A 21336-nucleotide genomic window follows, 5' to 3' on the forward strand; every position below is an offset into this window, starting at 1 on the left:
CAGTTCCCCGCGCCCCTTATGAGGGCCGGGCCTGCGTGGCGGCAGTCCCGGCAGGGGCGCGGGGAACGGCGCGGCCCGCCCCCACGCGTCCGCGGTCGAAAGCCGGACCGGGCGCGACCCGCAGGACGCAGGCGGTCTGCGGGTCCGTGGGGGTTGGCCGCGCCGTTCCCCGCGCCCCTTATGGGGCTCGGCCCCGCATGCCGGGTGCGGGGGCGTGGGGGTTGAGCGCGCCGTTCCCCGCGCCCCTTATGGGGCTCGGCCCCGCGGGCACCATGTACGCCGGGTGCGGGTGTGTGGGGGTTGGCCGCGCCGTTCCCCGCGCCCCCTACGGGGTCCGGGCCCGCGGGCACCATGTACGCCGGGTGCGGGTGTGTGGGGGTTGGGCGCGCCGTTCCTCGCGTCCCTTATTGGGTCTCCGGGCCCAGTGCTGCGCGGGCTCGGGTTACCAGGCCGTCCGCTCCGCAGGATTGGGCCAGGGTCAGGCCTCGGGTGATCTCTGTGCGGGAGCGGGAAGCTATGCCGTACTCGACGCGGGCCGCGGCGTGCTCGTAGGCGCAGGGGGACGCTTCCAGGTAGGTGACCGCCTGGGAGTACAGCGCGACCGAGCGCTGGCCGGTCTCCAGCGCGGCGGCACAGCGCAGGGCCTCGCCGATGGCCGTGTCGGTGCCGAAGCGCTCGGCCTGGACGCGGGCGTCCGCGGCCACCTCCGCGGCACGGCGCGGGTCCTCGACCGCGAGGGTCCGGGCGAGGTCGCCCGCCCAGGGCGCCATCACCGTGTTGTGACCGCCGCGGTCCTCGGACATCTTCTCCGCGGTCTCCAGCTCGTTCACGCCCTCCTCGACGCGACCGGTGGCGATGAGCAGGCGGCCCCTTATCGAGTGGGTGTCCGGCAGGACGATCGTGGACGGGTGCGGCGGCTCGAAGGAGTACCGCTCGGCGATCTCCTCGGCCTCGCCGACATGCCCGCGGGCGAGCAGCGTGTCGATGAGCATGCACGCCGCGGACCAGTGCATGGGCAGTCCGCGGCCCACCCGGTCGGCGAGCCGCAGCGCCTCGCGCAGTGACTCGTCCGCTTCCTTGAGGCGGCCCCGTCTGCGGAGCACGTATCCGCCGAAGGCGTGCGAGAGGGCCAGATGGCCACCGCTCCAGCCGGCGGACTCGTACGAACGCCGGGCCTCCGTGAAGAGGCTCTCGGCACGGTCGAGCCGGTCCGCGTACGTGTAGGAGATGCCGAGCATCATGAGGAGCTCGAAGCTCCACTCGGTGTCGGTCCAGCCGAGGCCGGGCGCGAGGCGGCTGTTGACGAGTGAGCGGTCGCACAGCTCGGCGACCTCCTCCGCGTTCTCCCCGCGGGTCATGGCGTCGAAGGCCCGCAGGATGAGCACGGCCCGCTCGGAGTTGTCGCGGCCGGTGAGCGGTTTGGCCAGTTGGGCCAGCCGGCGGGAACGGCCGGGCGCGTCCTCCTCGCCGGCGTGGATGCCCTCCCACATGTAGTGCACGGCCTGCAGCCGCATCCGCGCGGGACCTGGCTCCAGCCGGTCGGCCTCCGCGTCGACGACCGCGACGGCCTCCTCCAGCTGGTCGTTGTGGACGAGCGCCGAGGACAGCCGGCAGACCGCGTCGACCCGCAGTTCCGCCTCCAGGCCGTGCACCGTCAGCGCCTGACGCAGATATCCGATGGTGGTCGCGGGCGAGGTCAGGAGCGTGGCGCAGCCCAGTTCGTAGAGCACGCGCGCGTGGACCTCCGGGAGCGGCGGTTCCAGCAGGGCGCGCTCCAGACACCGGCGGGCCGCGTCCGGGGCGCCGACCGCGAGGTGTTCGCCGGCGGCCTCGCGCATCTGCTCGACGAGTTCGGGGTCGTCGTCCGGATGCACCTCCAGGAGGTGGCGGGAGGCCGCGGCGGCTCCGAGGCCCGACGCGGTGACGACCGCGGCGGCCACACCGTGCATCGCGGTGCGCAGCGCGTCCGGGATCGAGCGGTAGACGGCGGTGGCGATGAGCGGATGCACGAACTCCAGCTCGCCTTCGCCCACTTGGCCGGGCGTCCGCTCGGCCTCGGTCAGGATGCGGGCCGCGCTCAGCCGCACGGCGCAGCGCTCCGCCTCGTCCCGCTGCATTCCGGCCAGTTCGGCCGCGAGGTCCACGGAGATCTGGGTGCCGAGGATGGCCGCCGCCCAGGCGAACTTCGTGGCGTCGACGCCGAGCCCCTCCAGCCGGTCGACCAGTCCGCGCCCGCGCGCCGCGCGGTTCAGCGCGCGCAGTTCCGCGGCCGAGTCCTCGACGGGTTCCAGTTCGCTGTCCTGGACCTTGGCGAGGAGCTCCACGCTCTCGTACGGGTTGCCGCCGGTGACCGCCCAGACCTCGCGGCAGAACGGGGCGTCGGCGTGCGCGCCGAGCGTGGCACGGGTGAGTCCGGCCGTGGCGTCCGGGGTCAGCGCGCGCAGGCTGGGCATCGGGCGGGACAGCGCGCCGAGCGTGTCGAGGTGGCGGGCGCTCTCACCGCCGGCGTCCCCGGGGCGGCGGGCCACCACGACGAGGACGGGCAGATCGTCGAGGCGCTCGGCGAAGGCCGCCAGCCAGTGCAGGGTCTCCTGGTCGGCCCAGTGGGCGTCGTCGACGAGCAGCACCAGCGGCCACTCGCGCCGGGCGAGTCTGCGCACGGCGGCGACCAGTCCGTCGCACACACCTTGGGGGTCCGCCTGGCGTGCGCCCGGTTCGGCTATGCCCAGCGCGGGTCCGGCGATGTCGTACCAGTCGCCGAAGTACTCACGCGCCTCGTCGGGCATCAGTGCCACGAGCGCGGGCTGGAGCAACTGCCGGACCACGTTGAACGGAACGGACGTGATGGTCTCGCCGCCGCGGGCGGACCAGACCGTGCAGCGGCTCTCCGCGAGGGCGCGGACCTGGGCGAGCAACGCGGTCTTGCCGATGCCCGCCTCACCCGTGAACACCAGCAGGCTGCCTGCGGCGGAGCCGGCGCACAGGGCGTCGACGGCCTCCCTGACCGCGGCGAGTTCCGCGTCGCGCTCCCAGAGCGGTGCCGAGGCGGCCGCACCGGGCCGTACCTCCGTCATCCCGCTACCTCCCCAGGTCGGCCCAACGACGTACAGACTTCGAGCCTAGTCCTCCGGAAGGCGTGACGGAGCCTGGTCGGGACACCTGTTGCCGTCATGGGTGACCGCGGAGGACGGGAGTCCACTGACCTGCCCGCCGCCCCGCGGGGGTGAAAGTCATTGACTGTCAGCAAACGCAAACTGAAACTGACTTTCAGCATCGTCGGCATGCCCCAGTGCGGGAGGAACTGTATGGATGCCCCGGCGCACGACTCGGGCCCGCGGACGGACCGGCCGGAGCGGTCCCGAAGGGCGCTGGTCGCCGGGTCGGTCGGCAACTTCATCGAGTGGTACGAGTTCGGTGTCTACGGCTATTTCGCGACGGTCATCGCGGCCCGGTTCTTCACCCCGGAGGGCGGCTCGGAGGCCGAAGCACTGGTCAGGACGTACGCGTCGTTCGCGCTCGCGTTCTTCTTCCGGCCGGTCGGCGCCGCGCTGTTCGGCCGCCTCGGCGACCGCGTCGGCCGCCGGCCCGTGCTGATCCTGGTCGTCGTCCTCATGACGGCCGCCACGACCCTGATCGGCGTCTTGCCCACGTACGCCACGGTGGGCGCTCTCGCTCCCTGGCTGCTCACCCTCCTCCGGGTGGTCCAAGGGCTGTCCGCGGGTGGGGAGTTCGGCGGGGCGGTGTCGGTGATGACTGAGTTCGCGCCACCGGGCAGGCGGGGGCTGTACGGGTCGTGGCAGTCGTTCACGGTGGCATTGGGGCTGCTGGGCGGGGCGGGGGCCGCGGCGCTCCTCGCCACCCTGCTCACCGGGGCACAGCTGAATTCCTGGGGCTGGCGGCTGCCGTTCCTGCTGACCCTGCCGATGGGGCTCGGGGCGCTGTGGCTGCGCCTGCGCCTCGACGAGACACCTTCTTTTCAGGCGCTCCAAGCACAGCAAGCACTCCAGGCACCACAGGCACTACAGGCACTACAGGCACTACAGTCGCGCCGGCCACTGCCTGCCGACGAGGCCGATGAGGCAGACGAGACAGACGAGACAGGCATCGTCGGCCTGGAGAACCAGCGGCCCGAGCGGCCCCCGGCGCGTGAGGTGGCGAAGGCCATCGTGCTGGGCGCCGGGCGTGTCATGGGCTGGGCCGCCGCCGGTTACACCTTCCTCGTCGTGCTCCCCTCCTATCTGCAGAGCTCGCTGAACGCCACCTTCCAGCAGGCACTGGTGGCCACGGTCCTCGCCAACCTGGGCTTCGCGGCGACGATCATCCCGGCGGGCCTGCTGAGCGACCGGATCGGCCGACGGCCGGTGATGCTCACGGGCGCGCTGCTGGTCACCGTGCTGGCGGTGCCTCTGCTCAACCTCCTCCAGGACGGGGGCACTTCGACCGCGCTCAAGGGCGTCGCCGTGTTCGTCGCGGGGGCGATCGTGGGTCTGATGGCGGGCCCAGGACCCGCGATGCTCTCGGAGATGTTCCCGACGAGCGTGCGGTACACGGGCCTGGGACTCGCCTACGCCCTGTCCAATGCCGTGTTCTCGGGGTGCGCGGGGCTCATCATCACGAAGACGATCGAGCGGACGGGCAGCGTGGACATCCCGGCGTACTACGCGGCGGCCACCTGCGCGGTGAGCGTACTGGCCCTCCTGACACTCCGTGAGACGCGGACGGGCGTCGGGAACGACCACGTACAGGTTGGGAAGAAGCAGGCGGAGAAGGGAAGTTGAGCGGGTGCGGGTGATCGGTCTGATGTCGGGCACGTCGTACGACGCCATCGACGCGGCGGCGGCCGACCTGCGCCTGGACGGGCCGGACCTGGTGCTGACACCGCTGGGGATGGTGACCGCGGCCTACGAGCCCGGTCTGCGCGAGGCCCTCGCGGCGGCGCTGCCCCCGGCGGCCACCACCCTCGCCGAGGTGTGCCGGCTGGACACCCTCATCGGGCAGGCCTTCGCCGCCGCGGCGGTCCGCGCCCAGCGTGAACTGTGCGACGGGCGGGCCGAGTTGATCGCCTCGCACGGCCAGACCGTCTTCCACTGGACCGACCAGGGGCAGGTGCGGGGCACCCTTCAGATCGGGCAGCCGGCCTGGATCGCGGAGGCGACCGGACTGCCCGTGGTCGCCGACTTCCGGCCGCGCGACATCGCCGCGGGCGGCCAGGGCGCGCCCCTGGTGAGCCTGGTCGACCTCATGTGGCTGCGCGGGAGGCCGGGCACGCCGGTCGCGCTGAACCTCGGCGGCATCGCCAACCTCACCGCACCCGACGGCACCGCGTTCGACACGGGCCCCGCGGGCGCGCTGATCGACGCGGCGGTACGCCGTTTCACCGGCCGGGACTTCGACGCCGACGGGGCGCTGGCCGCTCGCGGCACCGTGCACGAGCCACTGCTGCGGCACCTGCTCGACGAGCCGTACTACGCGCGGCCCGCGCCGAAGACGACCGGCAAGGAGCTGTTCCACGAGGGCTATCTGCTCGCGGCCCTCGCGGACTTCGCCTCGTCGGCCGACGAGGACGTGACACCGGCCGACGAGGACGTGGTCGCGACCCTCACCCGGCTCACCGCGCGGACGGTGGCGGACGCCGTCCGTTCCCTGAGCGCCACCGGGTCCCCTCCCGCCGCCGGGTCCCCTCCCGCCGCCGGGTCCCCCCGCGTCACCGGGTCCCCGCGCGCCACCGAGGTGATCGTCTCGGGCGGTGGGACGCGCAATCCCGTCCTCATGGCGATGCTGGGCGCGGAACTGCGGGGAGTGCCGCTCCGCCTCTCCGACGGTCTCGGCCTGCCCGCGGCGGCCAAGGAGGCGTACGCCTTCGCCGTTCTCGGGTTCCTGACGGTGCACGGGCTGGCGGGCACCGATCCGAGGAGCACCGGCGCCCGGCACGCCGGCGTGCTCGGCTCGCTCACCCCCGGGCGGAGCGGCTTCCCCCAGATCCGCGCAGGCGCGGAACAGCCGGTGCGCCTGGTGCTGAAGTGACTTGAAACGGGGTCCTCTCATACGGCTTTCACCCACACCTCATACGGTGGGGCCATGACGCAGGCGACTCCCCCCGGCTGGTATCCCGACCCCGGGCAGACAAGTGACGGTCCCGCCACGCAACGCTGGTGGGACGGCAGTACATGGACGGACCAGACCCGCCCCGCGGAGTCGGCCGCCGCATGGGGTCCTCCGGCGTACCCGCCGGGCACCCCGTACGGCGGCGCGAAACCGGGCGGGCCCCGGCGCGGAGTGCGTACGGCGATAGCCGTGGCCGCCGCCGTCGCGGTGCTCGCGGGCATCGGCGGCGGTGTGTACGCGCTGACCTCCGATGACAGTACGGACAGCCCCGAGCAGAGCAGCGCCCGGCCGACGCCGTCGCTGCCGGGCGGCCCGCAGGGCCAGGACGGCGGTGGCCAGGGTGGTCCCGGCGGCCAGGACGGCGGCGAGAGCGGGGTCCCGCAGCCGCAGCAGTCGGAGGACGGCTTCGCGGCCGACCCCGTCAACGGCATCAGCCTCCCCGTGCCCGACGACTGGAGCGGCTCGACCATCCAGGTGGGCGCCCAGGTGACGTCCAAGGACTCCTACAAGTGCCCCGGCGACACCTCGGCGACCTGCACACGCGGGGGCGCCTACTCGGCCCCCGCGCTCGCCCTGGAGCTCAAGGCCACCACCGTGGAGGCCGCGGCCAAGGAGGACATCTCCAAGAACGCTGAGGAGTCCTACGGCGGCAAGAGCTACGGCAAGATCACCTCGCACGACGAGCTCCTCTCGAAGGCCGTCACCGTGGCGGGGCAGAAGGGCTACGCGGTCCGCTGGAAGGTCGTCACGAGCAAGGGCGCCGACGGCTACGTGGAGTCGCTGGTCTTCCCGGCGCCCGCCAACGCCAAGCAGCTCGTCGTCGTGCGCTTCGGCATCGACGTCGGCTCCGGCGCGCCCGAGCAGTCCGTGATCGACGACATCACCAAGGGCATCAAGGAGTCCGCGGGCGGCGGCAACGGCCAGGACGTCTAGGACGTAACCCCGGGCACACCCCGTGGGTACACCGGACGGCCGGGTGGGGCGCCTCTCCGCTCAAGAGGAACCCCACCCGGCCGGGGGGTGCGCGCCGCCCCCGTCCCCACGGTGCGGCGCGATCAGGTCACCGTCCAGTCATCCCTTGGACGGCGGCCTGAGTTCTAAGGGGGCCCGGAGAGCCCGAGGGCGGGCAGCAGGGCCACTTCGACATAGCGCAGCAGATACTCCGCGTCCGCGGGCCGCCCTTCGAGCAGGGGCCTGACCCGGAGCACGCCGAGCAGTTGCGCCGGCACGAACTCCAGCACCGGATGGTCGGCGGTGATCTCGCCCCGCTCGACCGCGCGTCCGATCATGGCCCGCAGCGCGTCGAGTTCGGGTTCCACGAGGGCGTCGCGCAGCGCGCGCTTCAGTTCCTCGTCCTGCATCACGGACTGCCCGAGCGCCTGCATGAGCCGGGTGTCCTCGTCGGACCGCTCGCCCGCCGTACGGGCGACGGCACGCAGGTCCCCGGCGAGGGAACCGGTGTCGATCCCGATGAACTTGGGGCAGTGGTTGGCGCGCAGCGCGGCGGCCACGAACTGCGGTTTGGTCTTCCACTGGCGGTAGAGCGTGGACTTGCTGCACCGGGTGCTGGCGGCCACCCCCTCCATGGTCAGCGCGTCATAGCCGCACTCGCGGACCTGGTCGAGCACGGCGTCGAAGAACTCCTGCTCACGCTGGGGCGTGATCTTGGAGCGGCGCGAGGCGGCGACCGTCTCCGGTCCCTCCGCTGCCTGCGACGTCATGGCTCTTCTCCTCGCTCGTCCCGGCGCCCTATCGATACGCCAGTGTACCGGAACGGCTTCGTATCGGTACACTGGCGTATCGATGAGCCTTGGACAGGACCCACCCCTGTGTCGAGTGGATCCCCTCCTGGGCTCACCACGCAACAGCATCGTCGAGACCGTCAAGCAAAGGGGCCGGGGGATGGAACTCCCAACCGAGCCTGCACAGAAGGGATCCGCCGCGATACCGCGGCCACCCCTTGTCCGTGAGGTCCTGCTCGTCGCGGGACTCTTCCTCGTCTACAAACTCGGCAGGCAGCTGGCCACCGGCCACACCGCCGAGGCCTTCGGCAACGCCCACCGCGTATGGGACCTGGAACGGTTCCTCCACCTGCCCGGCGAGGGCTCCGTGCAGTCCGCCGTGCTGCACGGCGACACCCTCGTCCACCTCGTCAACACCTATTACGCGACAGTGCACTTCCCCGCCACGGCGGCCTTCCTGGTGTGGCTGTACCTGCGCCGCCCCGGGCACTACGTGTGGGCCCGCCGGGTGCTCGCCGCGGTCACCGCCGCCGCCCTGGTGGTGCATCTCACATTCCCGCTCGCACCGCCGCGGATGCTCGCCGCGACGGGCCTCGTGGACACGGGTCAGGTGTACGGACCCACGGTGTACGGCGCCTCGCCCGCGACCGACACCCTTACGAACCAGTTCGCGGCGATGCCGTCGCTGCACTTCGGCTGGGCCCTGATGGTCGCGATCGGCCTGATCGTCGCGACCCGCTCCCGGTGGCGGTGGCTCTGGCTGCTGCACCCGCTGGTGACCCTGCTGGTGATCGTCGGGACGGCGAACCACTACTGGCTCGACGCGATCGTGGCGGGTGCCCTCCTCGGTATCGTCCTCGCCGTCGTCCGCCCGCCCCGCGGGGCCCCGGCTGCCGCCGGGGACGGTCGGAAGGCCGAGGGCTCCCGGGACACAGGGAACGCCGGCAGCCCCGTACCGCACGCGTCCGGTGGGCAGGACGCCCCCGGCGGCGTACCGGAAGCGCCGGAGCTCGTGGGAGCGCGGCGATGAGCGCGACCCTGCTCGCCGTCGTCCTGTCGCTGTTCTCCGCGGTCGCCTACGCGGGCGCCGCGGTGGCACAGGAGCGGCTGGCCTCCCGGACCACGGACTCCGGAGTACTGCGTCTGCTGGGCCGCGGCGCCTGGTGGTGGTCGGTGGGTCTGAACGCCGGCGCCGCGCTGCTGCACGTGGCCGCCCTGAAGTACGGGACCCTCACCCTCGTCCAGCCGCTCGGCGCGCTGACGCTGGTCGCCGCGGTGCCGCTGGGCGCGCGGCTGGCGGGCCGGCGGGTCACCACGGTCGAGTGGCGCGGTACGGCGCTGACACTGATCGGGCTCTCCGCGGTCCTCGTGACGGCGTCCGGGCCCGCGCCCGACGACGTGCTGAGCGTCCCGCAGGCGCTGGCCGTGACGGGCGCCACCGCGACCCTCATCGGCGTCCTGGCCCGGCCGGGCGCCCGTCCCGGGCTCCGGCACGCGTCCGCGTCCGGCTTCGCCTCGGGGGTCGCGTCGGCGCTCACCCAGACCGTGACGGTCGCCGCGACGGACCGCACGGGTCCGCTGCTCAGCGGGCAGGTGATCGTGGTGGCCCTGCTGGTCGCGGCCTTCGCCGCGGGCGGTCTGCTGCTGTCGCAGACCGCCTACAAGGGCGGACTCGGCGCGCCGCTGGCCGTGGTGACGCTGGCCAATCCGATCGCCGCAGTGGTCATCGGCCTGAGCCTGCTCGGTGAGCGGTTGCAGGGCGGGGTGGCGGGGCTGGTCCTCGCGGGGGCCGGGGCCGCGGTCGCCGCCTGGGGTGTGGTGACACTGTCGCGCTCCACGCCGGTGCCGGTGCCTTCGGCTGTGGCGGTGCCTTCGGCTGCGGCGGAGGAGGAGCAGCATCCGGTGGCGGCGGTCCTCGCCCTGGAGCCCGACTCGGCCGCGTACGAGCCCTCAATGCTGCCGCGGCAGCCGAAGCCGGGGCATCTCACCTCGCTGTGACACCCGCACCGTGGAACCGTGGATACGGGAAGGGCGGCTACGGATGTCCGCAACCGCCCTTCCCGTGCCGAACCACTGTGAACAGGGTCGGACCGGCGGTCAGCCGAACCCGCGTGAGTCCTGCTTGAGCGCCGTGTCGACGGTCAGTGCCGTCGCGATCACGAGGCTCAGCAGCGGCTCGGGCAGCTGGAAGTGGATCTGCAGGACGTAGTTGTCCGCGGTGGTGAACATCGTCTTCGCGAGGCCCTCCCAGGTCTTGGTGATCCGGGCGACCTCGGTGTCGGAGTGGTCGACGATCGCGAAGTTCCACGCGCGCCAGTTCTCCGCCTTGATCGCGCCGACCTGCTGCCCGTCGACCTTGATCGCGAAGTTGATCTTCCCGAACATGTTCTGCTGGGCTATCTCGCCGATCGGCGAACCGTCCGGACGCGCCACGAGCACGCGGGACTTCAGGAACTTGCGCGGCCGGGTCAGCAGCAGCTGCGGCTGACCGTACGCGTCCCGGATCTCCAGCTTGTGCGTCATGAACTGGTCGATGCTGGCGACGAAGCGCAGCACCTTCTTCAGCGCGCTCTGCCCGACCTGGACGACCGAGCCGAGCTGGTTGCCCTGCTGGTCCATGACCTTGTACTCGTTGGTCAGCTCGATCAGCTTGGCCTTCTGGTTCACCACCAGGACCGGCTCGGTGAACAGGGTTCCGCCGCCGGCCGAGTTCGGCGCGACGCCGGCCCGCTGCTGCACCTGCTGCTGCACACGCGGGTCGGCACCCTGCGGCGGCTGCTGCGCCTGCTGCTGGTCCTGGTTGGTGTGCTCGGTCCACTGGGTTCCGTCCCAGTACCGCAGGGTCTGGGGCGCACCCTGCGGATCCGGATACCAGCCTGCAACTGTGTTCGAATGCGTGGTCACCGGGGCAGACTACCCCGACACTGCAGGTACATGACCAATAGGTGTACCTCCTAGGCCGTCGCGATCGCCGGGTCGCTGACGCCCACCCGGCCGTTCTCGACATGCCCGGCGAACCGGCGCAGGAACGAGGCGTCCGCGTCGGAGACGACGGTGAGGTCGTACCAGCGCCTGCCGGCCCGCAGGTCCACGGTGTGCTTCACGGTCGCGCCGGGCCGCACCTTGAACGACCTGGGCCTGCCGCCGTAGCCGTCGGTGAGCTTGAGATTCACCGTGCGGGCCCCCTTGTTGGCGAGGGTCAGCTCGATGTCGTCCCCGTCGTGCCGGGCGGTGACCTCGGGTCCGGCGGCCTTTCCGGGCCCCTTGAAGACGCGTACGAAACCGTTGGGCCCGTGCACGGTCAGGTCGTACGAGCCGTGCGAGTACGCGGAGTTCCAGGTGTCCGGGACGCTCTTGCCCGCCTCGGTGGTGTACGTCCAGGGGCCGTCGGTGCGGTTTCCCGAGGTCACGTGGAAGGAGGCGCCGGCCTTCTTGCCCGAGGCGAACGTCAGCGTGAACGTCCCGGCCTTCGGGTCCGCCGAGCCGTCGATCCAGGGCGCGTACCGGAGCGGGCGGGCGAGCCGCAGACCGCGCTCCTGCCGGGGCAGCTTCGGGTCGGCGGGCGGGGTCGGCCTGTAATCCGGGTGCCGGTCCTTGTCCTGCGGCTCGTACGCGTCGGTGTCCGGGAGGCGGGCCGGCTCGCTGTCCTTGCGGGAGAAGTCGAACGCGGCGGTCAGGTCACCGCAGACGGCCCGGCGCCAGGGTGAGATGTTGGGCTCCTCGACACCGAAGCGGCGCTCCAGGAACCGGATGACGGAAGTGTGGTCGAGGGTCTCGGAGCAGACGTAACCGCCCTTGCTCCAGGGCGAGACGACGAGCATCGGCACGCGCGGGCCGAGACCGTAGGGACCGGCGACGTACTTCGAGCTGCCCGCGAAGAGGTCGGGGCCGACGTCGACGGTGGACTTGCCCTGGTCGGCGGAGCGCGGCGGCAGCGGCGGCACGAGGTGGTCGAAGAAGCCGTCGTTCTCGTCGTACGTGATGAACAGGGCCGTCTTCGCCCATACCTTCGGGTCGGCGGTGAGCGCCTCCAGGACCTGCGAGATGTACCAGGCGCCGTAGTTGGAGGGCCAGTTGGAGTGCTCGGAGAACGCCTCGGGGGCCGCTATCCAGGAGACCTGCGGCAGCTTGCCGCCCACGACGTCGGCACGCAGCTGGTCGAAGTAGCCCTCGCCCTTGCGGGCGTCGGTGCCGGTGCGGGCCTTGTCGTACAGCGGGTCGCCGGCCTTGGCGTTGCGGTACTTGTTGAAGTAGAGGAGCGAGTTGTCGCCGTAGTTGCCGCGGTAGGCATCCGAGATCCAGCCCCAGGAGCCGGCCGCGTCCAGGCCGTTGCCGATGTCCTGGTAGACCTTCCAGGAGATTCCGGCCTCCTCCAGGCGCTCGGGGTAGGTCGTCCAGTCGTAACCCAGCTCGTCGTTGCCGAGGACCGGGCCGCCGCCCTTGCCGTCGTTGCCGGTGAAGCCCGTCCACATGTAGTAGCGGTTCGGGTCGGTGGAACCGATGAACGAGCAGTGGTACGCGTCGCAGACCGTGAAGGTGTCGGCGAGCGCGTAGTGGAACGGGATGTCCTCACGGGTCAGGTACGCCATGGTCGTGGCGCCCTTCGCGGGGACCCACTTGTCGTACTTGCCCCCGTTGTAGGCGGCGTGTCCGTCGGGCCAGCTGTGCGGCAGGCCCTCCAGGAACTGCATGCCCAGGTCGTCGGCCTCCGGGTGGAAGGGCAGGAGGTCCTTGGTGCCGTCGGACTGGTGCCACACGGATTTGCCGTTGTCGAGCGCGACCGGGTGCGGGTCGCCGAAACCGCGGACACCTCTGAGCGCACCGAAGTAGTGGTCGAAGGAACGGTTCTCCTGCATGAGGACGACGACGTGCTCGACATCCTCGATGGTGCCGCGGTGGTAGCCCGCGGGGATCGAGGCGGCCTTGGCGATGCTCTCCGACAACGCGGTGAACGCCGCGGTACCGCCCGCGAGCTGCAGGAAACGGCGCCGATTCACTTCGGTCATGACTGGGTGACCTCTCGTCCTGACGGGTACGGGGGCGACTGACGGACGGACCTGCGCATGCCGGAACCTGCGCTATCGGAGTGTTCCAAGAGCAACAAACGTCAGGGAAGGCCCGCGTGGCGTCTGTGTGAAAGACGGCGGTACGTGAGGTGCCGGCCGGAGCGCGAGGTCGCCTCCGCCCCGGCCGTCGGACCCGGGACGGAGCAGCGCTGTCCCCTCGCCCGACGCCCGGAGGGGGTGCCGACGGTTCTCCACGCGTCGGCACGGATCAGTAAACTGCCCAGCACTATCCAGCGGCGGGCGCGCGCCCCCTTCAGGGAGCGCCCCTTTCAGGGAGCACCACATGGCGGCGAAGCGACCTGGCGGGCGACCTCTGCGCGTCGGAGTGGTGGGGGTCGGCCAGCGCGCCCCGCTGGCCACGCTGGCGAACCGGCCGGGCGTCGCCCGGGTGGTGTCCTGTGCCGACCCGGACCCCCGCGGCCGGAAGGACGCCAGGCGTCTGTTCGGGCCGGACGTCGTGGTGCACGAGCGGTACGAGGACATGCGCGACGACGGCCTGGACGCGGTGTTCGTCCTCACCCCCGACCATCTGCACACCGGGCCCGCGCTGTTCTTCCTCGACGCCGGGACCGCGGTGTTCGTGGAGAAACCCCTCGCGATCAGCGTCGAGGACTGCGACTCCCTGCTCGCCGCCGCCTTCCGCTCCCGCACCCGCCTGTACGTCGGCCACAACCTGCGCCATCTGCCGATGCTGCGCCGGATGCGGGAGCTGATCGACAAGGGTGGGATAGGCACCGTGCGTTCCATCTGGTGCCGCCACTTCGTGGGTCACGGCGGGGACTTCTACTTCAAGGACTGGCACGCCGAACGGGCCCACACCAACGGGCTGTTGCTGCAGAAGGGCGCGCACGACCTCGACGTGATCCACTGGCTGGCCGGCGGCTACACCCGGGACGTCGTCGCCCACGGCACCCTCGCCGTCTACGGCGACAACCCGCGCCGCCCCGCGCGGACACCCGTGCCCGACGGCGAGCGGATGCCCGACTGGTACGACCCCGGCATCTGGCCGCCGTCGGCCCTGCGCGATCTCAACCCGGTCATCGACATCGAAGACCTCAGCATGATGCTCGGCCGCCTCGACAACGGGGTGCTCACCAGCTATCAGCAGTGCCACTTCACCCCCGACTACTGGCGCAACTACACCGTCATCGGCGACGAGGGCCGCCTGGAGAACTTCGGCGACGGTATCGACGGCGACCCCGCCACCATCAAGGTCTGGAACCGGCGCCGGTCCGGCTACCGTCAGGACGCCGACCTCAGCGTCTTTGTCCCCGCGCAGGAGGACGGTCTGCACGGCGGCGCGGACCGGGCGCTGGTCGACGAGTTCCTGCGCTTCGCCGCCACCGGAGGTCCCACCGCGACCTCCCCGGTGGCCGCCCGCGAGGCGGTGGCCTGCGCGGCGGCGGCGACGACCTCACTGCGCACGAACGGCACCCCGGTCGCCGTAGCCGCGCCGGCCCCGGCGCTGGTCGACTACTTCGACCACCACCAGACCGTCCCGCCGTCGCATGCGCGGCGGACGGACGACGGTCCTGCCTCCTGACCTGGGCGTACGTCTCTTGCGGCGAGCTACTCGGCAACAGGGGCCGCGGTCATGGGCGAGTCGCTTCGGCCGGAGGCCGTCATGGCGAGCGCGAAGACCAGGTCCAGTGCGCCGGGACGACCGGCGGCCCCGTCGTGCGGGGGCAGGTGGAGGCCGCCGGCGTGGGTGCCCAGCGTTCGGTGCAGTGCGATGAAGGCGCCGGCCTCGGCGAGGACGCCCGCCGGTTCCAGGCGGTTGTGGTGCCAGGGATCGCAGGCCCAGACGACCTCGGCTTCGGTGGAGGCGACCTTCTGCACCAGTTCCGGCAGGACGTCGGTGATCCGGTCCGCCCCGAACCGGGTGAGGAAGGTGAGCCGTCCCGCGGAGCGCTCCGGGTCCAGGCGGTCGATCAGGCCGAGGACGGCGTCATGGGTGGTGTCGGCTTCCACCACCACACCGACCGGGTTGCTGATCCGAGCGGCGGCACCGACCGGCACATGGCCGGCCCCGGCCGAGGAGTGGTGCAGCCAGACCATGTGGGCCACGGGGTCCCACCGGTCCCCGCCGGGGACGTCGGCCAGGTACAGGGCGGATTCGCCCGCGAGGACGGGACGGCTGACGGCGGGCCGCAGCAACACCGCGGGCCTGCCCGCGCAGGCGTGCAGGAAACTCAGTGCGGACCCGATCCTGCTGGTCAGCGGCTCGTAACGGGCGCGCTCCGGGGAGTTCGCGACGAACGCCCGGTTCAGTTCATGCGCCCACGACACATCCGGGCGGACCTCACTGCCGAACGCCCGCACCAGGTTGAGGGCCACGGCCGACGCCTGGTGGACGTCCCGGGTCCGGGCAGGCCCGGCGCGTCCTGCGGCGGGGGGCGCGTGGATCTCGGCGACGGGCACGACCGGGACGCCGAGCGCGTAGGACAGGACGACCATGCCCTGTGCCAGCACGGTCAGTTGCCGGGTGAGGTGCTCGACGCGGGGAACCGCCCCCGGCGGAGTGCTGCTGCCCGCGTGGAGCAGGAAGCCCTCGCCCCGAGCGGCGGCGGCCAGTTTCCCGCGCAGCTCCCCGGCCTCTCCCGGCCACATCAGGGGCGGACACGCTGCGGCGTCGGTCTCAGTCCCGGCCTCGCTCCCGGTCCCGTCCCGCGGTGACCACGGCGGCATCGGTGACATCGGTGGCAACAGAACGGAGTCCCCCCTCCTTTCGCGGCCGGCGGTTCACAGCAGCAAGAGTTTGCCCCCGCCCAGCCACTCGTCCAGCGGCTCCCGCATGGTGTGCTCCGACGGAGGGTGGAAGGCCAGGGCACGACTGGCGGCCAGCAGGTCCACTCCGTGGCCGTCGCGCACGAAGGACATGCCGCCCATCAGCTCCAGGACCCGGTCCGTGGCCTCCGCGATCGCCCGCTGGGCGGTGTACCGGACCAGCAGGATGCGGCCCATGAGTGCCTCCTGGGGTGGGCCGTCGTCCAGCTCACGGGCGACGGCCTCGACAGCGGCCGACACCGTCTCCAGCGGGCCGAAGGCCGTCACCCGGTCGCCGGCCTGTCCTCGTCCGCCCGCGAAGAGCCGCTCCACCTGGCCGGTGGCGATGCCCACGTACGCGGCGGTGATCAGGATCAGGAAGCGTGCCATGAGCGAGTTCAGCCGGCCGGCCGCCTGCTCCGGGTCGCCCAGCGGGACGACCATGTGGTCCGGGACGAACACGTCGTCCAGCACCACGGCATCGGTCTGCGCGGCCCGCAGGGCGTGGTTGCCCCAGAAGGGCTCCCGGCGCAGTCCGGGCGCCTCGGCGGGCACCATCACGATCAGCAGCTCGCCCGCGTACGGCGAATCCGGCGGCCCGGGTGCCAGCAGGGTCAGCAGGCCCATCGATCCGACCAGGGAACAGGGCCGTTTGGAGCCGGTGAGCCGCAGACCGCCGCCCTTCGCCGCGGCCACCTCGATGCCGGGTGCGAAGAGCTGTCTGCCGGACGCGCCTTCGGCACCGCAGGAGGAGACGAGCAGCCGTCGGCCGACGATCGCCGAGAGCACGTCGGCCGCCCCGTCGCCCAGCACGTGCGCCAGCCAGGCCACCTTGTAGTGGTGCATGGTGGACGCCACGGCCAGCGAGGGGGCCCGGCTGCCCACCGCCCGCTGCAGACGCGCCCCTTCCAGGCAGCTCAGGCCGCCTCCGCCCAGGGCGACGGGGATGAGGACGTTGCCACCGCCGGCTTCCCGGAACTCCTCGATGACATGGGTGTCGGGATCCTCCACGGCCGCCGTGCCGAGCTCGGCCAGCCGGTCGTCGAATCCGGGCAGCGCCTTGTCGAGGACGGCCCGCTCGGTGGTGAGTATGTTCAGCATGGTGACTCTCCTCGTCACAGTGCGTACGAGAACCGGACACGGTCCTCCCCCGGGCCGTCCCAGTCCTTCCAGACGGGCAGGCCCTCCGTATCCGCCAGGGCCCCCGCAGCCGCCGGGGCTTCCCTGTCCGCCGGGCTCCGCGCGTCCGGCAGGCGCTCCCTGTCCGGCGGGCCCGCCGACGGCAGGGGAACCGGCTCGAACCCCGTCGCGAGATGGAAGCGCTGGGACCGGGTGTTGCCGGGCGACACGACCGCGGTGACGGTCCGGCACCCCCGCTTTCCGGCCAGCTCGAAGAACCGTCTGTAGAGCACACCGCCGAGGCCGGACCCGCGGTGGCCGGGGGCGACCGCGATGAAGTGGGTGTGCGCCTCCCCCGGTTCGGAGGGCGAGACGATACCGACCAGGAATCCGGCGAGCACCCCCTGACCGGTCACGGCCGCCAGGCTGGTCGCGTGGAAGTGGCGCAGGAACAGCCGGGGCAGCATGTGGGCCACCGGGCGGCCCCACCAGTCGTCCACCTGGGCGATCAGCGAGGGATAGTCCGACTCCCGGAGTGCACGGATGCGCGGTGCGGTCATCTTCGGGTCCTGCTCCTTTCCCGGATCACTTCTCGGGTCACTTCTCAGTCACGTCCCGGGGCACTTCCCGGGTCACTGTTCCTCGGTTCGGGGCGGTTCGGCGGGCCGTGCCGAAGCGGGGCTCAACTGCCCGTCCACGAACAGCAGTTGGGGCACCTTCTCGCGAGCACCGCACTCCAGCACCAGGCCGACCACCAGCATGTGGTCACCGAGCTCGATGAACCGCACGGCCCGGCAGGCGAAGTACCCGACGGTCCCGGCGATGCGTACACCGCCGGTCACCGTCTCGCCCTCGGTACGTACCTCGGTGAAGCTCTCCGCGCCCAGCGGGCGGTTCCGGTTGGCGAACCACCGGGCCAGCTCGGCCTGTTCGGCGGCGAGGACGTTGACGACGAAGCCGCCGGTGCGCTCCACCAGCCCTCTGATCCTGGCGTCGTGCCGCACGCCGAAGGACACCAGCGGGGGTTCGAGCGACAGGGTCGTGAAGGAGTTGACCGTCATACCGTGTATGTGGGGCCCCAGCCCGCTGGTCACCACGGTGACCCCCGTGGGAAGACAGCGGGCCGTGGTGCGCAGGAGCGAGGCGGTCACCGGCTCCGCGGCCGTGGCGTGGATGGTCAACGGAATTCCCCCTCCGCCGGGAGCGCGTCGGCGCCGAGCAGCACCGCGGCCAGATGGGACATGCCGGCGCCGAGCAGGACGTACTCCTGCGGGGTGCCCGGGCCGGTGGCGGGCTCCGCGGCGCCGAGCCGGTCGGCGAGGTGGATCAGGGGGTCGCTGCCCTGGCAGTGGGCGATGCGGCCCACGCTGTCCATCGCGATGCGCCGGCTGTCGAATCCGACGTCGGCGAGGTACATCCCCATCACGTTGCGCGCGAAGTTGCTGGGCAGGACGAGCGACCTGTCCGGCCGGACGCGGTGCCGGTCCGACAGGCCGGTGAACAGCTCCCGGTAGGCGGCCAGGCGGGCGGTCAGCCGCTGGTGCGGCGGTGCGTCCCGGCGTTCCTCGGCCGTGCCGTGGTGGGCCATCGCCAGGATCGGCAGCCCCGGTGCGTCGGCGGAGACCAGGGCGGCGGCGGCCCCGTCACTGGCGACGGCTGCGCCGCCGGCCACGAGGCGCTCCCCGCCGGTCGAGAAGTCGGCCAGGTCACCGCTGATGACCATGACGTGCCGTGCGGTGCCGTCCCGGACCAGTGAGGCCGCGTTGCCCAGCGCGAACATCGCCGTGGCACAGTCCATCAGACCGAGCGTGGCGACCGTGGCGCCGGTCATGCCGGTCTCCCGGAGCAGGTCGGCGACATCGCGGTGGGCGCTGCGATCGTGCGGGAGGGAGTCCGTGGCGAGCAGTACCGTGTCCACGGCCTTGCCCGGGACGCCGGCTCCGGCCAGGCACTTCCGCGCGGCCACGGCCATCAGCTCCACCAGTGGCGCCTGCGACCAGCGGTAGAGGGAGAACCCGGCCGCCGGAGAGGTCAGTTCGGCCGCCACGTCCGGCGCGGCGCTCAGTTCCGGCAACTCCGTCACAGGAGCCTCGTACTCGCCCAGTTCGTAGGCGGCGGCGCACAGCCGCGGCGTGATCACTGCCCGGCCTCTCGCGACGCCCGCCCCGCCGCACCGGACGCCTGCGCGGCCAGTGCCGTGAACCGGTCGGCGAGACGGTCCACGGTGTTCCTGTCGTACAGGGCGGTGTCGTACTCGATCCAGCCGGAGGCGCCTTCGGGGGCGGGGTGGATCGCGATCGTCAGAGCGTAGCGGGCCACGCCCTTGTCGACGTCGGACGTGGAGACGACGGCGCCCCGCGCCGCGCGGGGCCCGGCCGGGCTGTCGAACACGAACGCCACGTCGAACAGCGGGTGCGGGCCGGGGAGCCGGCGTTCGGCCGTGATCAGCTCCCCCGGGTAGGACGCGTGCCGCAGCCCTCTTTTCGACGCCGTGTGGGCGGCCCTGATCCGCGCCCCCCAGGTGCCGTCGCCGGGATCGCGCAGGCGAAGCGGCAGTACGTTGAGCAGGTAGCCGACGGTCCGCTGCGCGTCGGGTCCGTCCCGGTTGGCGGTGAAGGTGCCGAGCAGCACGTCGGGTCGGCCGCCGGACGCGGCGAGCGTGGCCCACGCGACGGCCGCCCAGCCGGCGTAGGCGGTGGCGGCCGAGCCCCGGGCCGCTTCGGCGATGCCCTGGGCCACGGCGCCGGGCAGGGCGAAGTCCACTCGTGCTCCGGTGCCTGGGGCAGTCTGTCCCCGGGGGCGGTCGGTGGCGAGCGGCGGCGGGGCGCCCGCCAGTTCGTCCGCCCAGAAGCGGGCCGCCGCCCGGCCCTGCGGTCCGGCGGTCGTTTCGGCCTGCTCCACGGCGAAACGACTGAAGGGACACGGCGCCGGAGCGGGAACGGCGTGGTCACGGGCGAGTTCGTCGAGCAGCAGCTCGAAGGACCAGGCGTCGAACACCACATTGTGTACGACGACGAGCAGCCAGGCCTCCTCGGCGGAGGCTCCCTCGGCCAGGGCCACCCGCAGAAGCGGCCCTTCGGCCAGGTCGAACGGGTCGTGCGCCAGCTCACGGGCCAGGGCGTGCGCCTGCTCCGGCCCCTCGGGGCAGCGGGTGCGGACCAGTCGGGGCGGCAGGTCCTCGTGCACCTCCGGCCGCACCGCGCCGCTGTCCTCCTCGACGTGGAAGGTGGTGCGCAGCGCCTCGTGGGCGCGGACGAAACCCTGGACGCGTTCGGCCAGCAGGTCGAGGTCGACCGGGGCCCCGGTCAGGCGCACGGCCTGGCAGACGACGTCCACGGGCCGGCCCTCGGCCAGGTGGTGTGCGCGCCACAGCCGCTCCTGGCCCGGGGTCAGCCGTTCTTGAGCCCGGGGTTTCTGTTCACGTAACCGGGCTCGGAGCAGGTTCAGTTGCTCAGGGCTGAGCGCGGCGAGCCGTGCGGCCAGCCCCGCGGGGACACCGGCGGTCATGCGTAGCGCCTCCGTAGTTCGTTGAGGTGGCTCAGGCTCTCGACGACGAGTTGTTCGTCGACGCCGAAGTCGATGAGACAGGCGATCTCGTTGACGCCCATGCCTTTGAAGCGGTCGACCACCGCGGTGCAGGAGTCGGGGGTGCCCAGCAGCGCGCCCTTCTCGAAGTACTTGTCGAAGGCGAAGTCGATGAGCTGGTCCTGGTCGGCCTCGGACATGTCCCGTACGCCGGCTCCCGGAGCAAGGTTCTTCTTCTGCGAGTCGATGACGGTCAGGAAGGAGCGCAGATAGTCCGTGAAGGGCGGCCGGACGGTCTGCCGCACCTCCTCCAGGTCGGTGCCGATGAAGGTGTGCAGCATCAGCGTGACGGTGACGTCGTCCGGGTCGTGCCCGTAGTCCTGGAGGGTTTTGTAGTAGAGGGCGAGCTTGTCCTCCAGCTCCTCGTTGGTCATGTCGATCAGGGCGGTCAGTACGTTGCAGCCGAGGCGGCCGGCCGTCTCGAAGGTGTCCGGGCTCTTGGTGCAGGTGAGCCAGATCGGCAGCTGGGGCTGGACCGGCTGGGGGTGCAGTTCCAGTTCGACGTGGTTCCCGAGGGCGTCCTGGGCCGAGACCGGTGCGCCTTCCCAGAGTTCGCGGATGGTGTCCACGGCGTCGAAGGTGCGCTGTCGCCGGTCCTGCCAGCCGTCCGGGTTGATGGCGAAGTCCACCGGGCTGAACCCGGTGGCCAGGGCGATGCCGGCCCGCCCGTGGGACAGGTTGTCGACCACCGCCCACTCCTCGGCCACCCGGATCGGGCTGTGCAGGGGCAGGACGACGCTGCCCGCGCGGATACCGAGGCGCCGGGTGGCGCCGGCCAGCGCGGCTCCCAGTACCGAGGGGTTGGGGTAGAGGCCGCCGAAGCGGTGGAAGTGCCGTTCGGGGGTCCAGATGGCGGTGAAGCCGTTCTCGTCGGCGTACCTGGCGGCGTCGAAGACGAACCGGTACTTGTTCTTCTCGTCCCCGGAGAAGAAGATCAGGCTGAATTCCATAAG

17 protein-coding genes are annotated in these 21336 nt (G+C 72.0%); 6 read left to right on the forward strand and 11 right to left on the reverse strand.

The window, feature by feature from the left end:
* Positions 1-404: 404 nt before the first annotated feature.
* Complete coding sequence (locus tag ACH4DZ_RS36340; RefSeq protein WP_398292566.1) at positions 405-3074, reverse strand: ATP-binding protein; 2670 nt, start codon at positions 3072-3074, stop codon at positions 405-407.
* Between the two features lie 231 nt (positions 3075-3305).
* Between ACH4DZ_RS36340 and ACH4DZ_RS36345 the strand changes: the two genes are divergently transcribed.
* Genes ACH4DZ_RS36345 through ACH4DZ_RS36355 form a run of 3 tightly spaced genes read left to right on the forward strand, consistent with a single transcriptional unit; the run spans position 3306 to position 7038 of the window.
* Positions 3306-4778 (forward strand): MFS transporter, encoded by a 1473-nt coding sequence (locus ACH4DZ_RS36345; RefSeq protein WP_398292568.1) that lies wholly within the window; start codon positions 3306-3308, stop codon positions 4776-4778.
* A gap of 4 nt (positions 4779-4782) precedes the next feature.
* Positions 4783-6024, forward strand: coding sequence for an anhydro-N-acetylmuramic acid kinase (locus ACH4DZ_RS36350; RefSeq protein WP_398292570.1), 1242 nt, complete (start codon positions 4783-4785; stop codon positions 6022-6024).
* 54 nt (positions 6025-6078) lie between these two features.
* The gene (locus ACH4DZ_RS36355; protein ID WP_398292572.1) at positions 6079-7038 is read left to right on the forward strand and encodes a DUF2510 domain-containing protein; all 960 of its coding nucleotides are present in this window, start codon (positions 6079-6081) and stop codon (positions 7036-7038) included.
* Positions 7039-7202: 164 nt separating this feature from the next.
* Here ACH4DZ_RS36355 and ACH4DZ_RS36360 read toward each other — a convergent pair whose 3' ends face one another.
* Positions 7203-7826, reverse strand: coding sequence for a TetR/AcrR family transcriptional regulator C-terminal ligand-binding domain-containing protein (locus ACH4DZ_RS36360; RefSeq protein ID WP_398292574.1), 624 nt, complete (start codon positions 7824-7826; stop codon positions 7203-7205).
* A 181-nt stretch (positions 7827-8007) separates the two neighbouring features.
* Between ACH4DZ_RS36360 and ACH4DZ_RS36365 the strand changes: the two genes are divergently transcribed.
* Entirely contained in the window at positions 8008-8877 is an 870-nt protein-coding gene (locus ACH4DZ_RS36365) for a phosphatase PAP2 family protein (protein ID WP_398292576.1), read from the forward strand.
* Positions 8874-9845 (forward strand): DMT family transporter, encoded by a 972-nt coding sequence (locus tag ACH4DZ_RS36370; RefSeq protein ID WP_398292578.1) that lies wholly within the window; start codon positions 8874-8876, stop codon positions 9843-9845. The genes ACH4DZ_RS36365 and ACH4DZ_RS36370 overlap by 4 nt, the downstream gene beginning before the upstream one ends.
* A 99-nt stretch (positions 9846-9944) precedes the next feature.
* On the opposite strand, the gene ACH4DZ_RS36375 is transcribed toward ACH4DZ_RS36370, so the two are convergent.
* Together ACH4DZ_RS36375 and ACH4DZ_RS36380 are read right to left on the reverse strand one after the other, a co-directional pair.
* The gene (locus ACH4DZ_RS36375) at positions 9945-10751 is read right to left on the reverse strand and encodes a phospholipid scramblase-related protein (RefSeq protein ID WP_398292580.1); all 807 of its coding nucleotides are present in this window, start codon (positions 10749-10751) and stop codon (positions 9945-9947) included.
* Positions 10752-10801: 50 nt separating this feature from the next.
* Positions 10802-12853, reverse strand: a complete 2052-nt coding sequence (locus tag ACH4DZ_RS36380) for a phosphocholine-specific phospholipase C (protein WP_398292582.1) — start codon at positions 12851-12853, stop codon at positions 10802-10804.
* A 343-nt stretch (positions 12854-13196) separates the two neighbouring features.
* Here ACH4DZ_RS36380 and ACH4DZ_RS36385 point away from each other — a divergent pair, with 343 nt between their 5' ends.
* Positions 13197-14456 carry a Gfo/Idh/MocA family protein gene (locus ACH4DZ_RS36385; RefSeq protein ID WP_398292585.1) on the forward strand — a complete coding sequence of 420 codons (1260 nt, stop codon included), beginning with the start codon at positions 13197-13199 and terminating at the stop codon, positions 14454-14456.
* Between the two features lie 26 nt (positions 14457-14482).
* On the opposite strand, the gene ACH4DZ_RS36390 is transcribed toward ACH4DZ_RS36385, so the two are convergent.
* The 7 genes from ACH4DZ_RS36390 to ACH4DZ_RS36420 form a co-directional block, all read right to left on the reverse strand.
* Positions 14483-15610, reverse strand: a complete 1128-nt coding sequence (locus tag ACH4DZ_RS36390) for a 3-deoxy-7-phosphoheptulonate synthase (RefSeq protein WP_398292587.1) — start codon at positions 15608-15610, stop codon at positions 14483-14485.
* Positions 15611-15655: 45 nt separating this feature from the next.
* On the reverse strand, positions 15656-16780 hold the full coding sequence (locus tag ACH4DZ_RS36395) for an acyl-CoA dehydrogenase (RefSeq protein WP_398292589.1): 1125 nt from the start codon (positions 16778-16780) through the stop codon (positions 15656-15658).
* A gap of 14 nt (positions 16781-16794) precedes the next feature.
* Positions 16795-17358, reverse strand: coding sequence for a GNAT family N-acetyltransferase (locus ACH4DZ_RS36400; protein WP_398292591.1), 564 nt, complete (start codon positions 17356-17358; stop codon positions 16795-16797).
* 72 nt (positions 17359-17430) lie between these two features.
* Positions 17431-17979, reverse strand: a complete 549-nt coding sequence (locus ACH4DZ_RS36405) for a flavin reductase family protein (RefSeq protein ID WP_398292593.1) — start codon at positions 17977-17979, stop codon at positions 17431-17433.
* The gene (locus ACH4DZ_RS36410) at positions 17976-18938 is read right to left on the reverse strand and encodes an acyl carrier protein (protein ID WP_398292595.1); all 963 of its coding nucleotides are present in this window, start codon (positions 18936-18938) and stop codon (positions 17976-17978) included. The genes ACH4DZ_RS36405 and ACH4DZ_RS36410 overlap by 4 nt, the downstream gene beginning before the upstream one ends.
* Entirely contained in the window at positions 18935-20305 is a 1371-nt protein-coding gene (locus ACH4DZ_RS36415; RefSeq protein WP_398292597.1) for a condensation domain-containing protein, read from the reverse strand. The genes ACH4DZ_RS36410 and ACH4DZ_RS36415 overlap by 4 nt, the downstream gene beginning before the upstream one ends.
* Positions 20302-21333 (reverse strand): MupA/Atu3671 family FMN-dependent luciferase-like monooxygenase, encoded by a 1032-nt coding sequence (locus ACH4DZ_RS36420; RefSeq protein ID WP_398292599.1) that lies wholly within the window; start codon positions 21331-21333, stop codon positions 20302-20304. Before ACH4DZ_RS36420 ends, ACH4DZ_RS36415 begins: the two co-directional genes overlap by 4 nt.
* Positions 21334-21336: the final 3 nt, after the last annotated feature.

The sequence above is a fragment of the Streptomyces sp. NPDC017991 genome (assembly GCF_044328075.1).
Taxonomy (GTDB): Bacteria; Actinomycetota; Actinomycetes; order Streptomycetales; family Streptomycetaceae; genus Streptomyces.

Excerpts from the sequence above, each read along its gene's own strand:
- ACH4DZ_RS36395 (WP_398292589.1), bottom strand. The coding sequence starts at position 16,780 with ATGCTGAACATACTCACCACCGAGCGGGCCGTCCTCGACAAGGCGCTG.
- ACH4DZ_RS36380 (WP_398292582.1), bottom strand. The coding sequence starts at position 12,853 with ATGACCGAAGTGAATCGGCGCCGTTTCCTGCAGCTCGCGGGCGGTACC.
- ACH4DZ_RS36345 (WP_398292568.1), top strand. The coding sequence starts at position 3,306 with ATGGATGCCCCGGCGCACGACTCGGGCCCGCGGACGGACCGGCCGGAG.
- ACH4DZ_RS36365 (WP_398292576.1), top strand. The coding sequence starts at position 8,008 with ATGGAACTCCCAACCGAGCCTGCACAGAAGGGATCCGCCGCGATACCG.
- ACH4DZ_RS36355 (WP_398292572.1), top strand. The coding sequence starts at position 6,079 with ATGACGCAGGCGACTCCCCCCGGCTGGTATCCCGACCCCGGGCAGACA.
- ACH4DZ_RS36385 (WP_398292585.1), top strand. The coding sequence starts at position 13,197 with ATGGCGGCGAAGCGACCTGGCGGGCGACCTCTGCGCGTCGGAGTGGTG.
- ACH4DZ_RS36360 (WP_398292574.1), bottom strand. The coding sequence starts at position 7,826 with ATGACGTCGCAGGCAGCGGAGGGACCGGAGACGGTCGCCGCCTCGCGC.
- ACH4DZ_RS36420 (WP_398292599.1), bottom strand. The coding sequence starts at position 21,333 with ATGGAATTCAGCCTGATCTTCTTCTCCGGGGACGAGAAGAACAAGTAC.
- ACH4DZ_RS36340 (WP_398292566.1), bottom strand. The coding sequence starts at position 3,074 with ATGACGGAGGTACGGCCCGGTGCGGCCGCCTCGGCACCGCTCTGGGAG.
- ACH4DZ_RS36390 (WP_398292587.1), bottom strand. The coding sequence starts at position 15,610 with ATGTCACCGATGCCGCCGTGGTCACCGCGGGACGGGACCGGGAGCGAG.
- ACH4DZ_RS36400 (WP_398292591.1), bottom strand. The coding sequence starts at position 17,358 with ATGACCGCACCGCGCATCCGTGCACTCCGGGAGTCGGACTATCCCTCG.
- ACH4DZ_RS36370 (WP_398292578.1), top strand. The coding sequence starts at position 8,874 with ATGAGCGCGACCCTGCTCGCCGTCGTCCTGTCGCTGTTCTCCGCGGTC.
- ACH4DZ_RS36415 (WP_398292597.1), bottom strand. The coding sequence starts at position 20,305 with ATGACCGCCGGTGTCCCCGCGGGGCTGGCCGCACGGCTCGCCGCGCTC.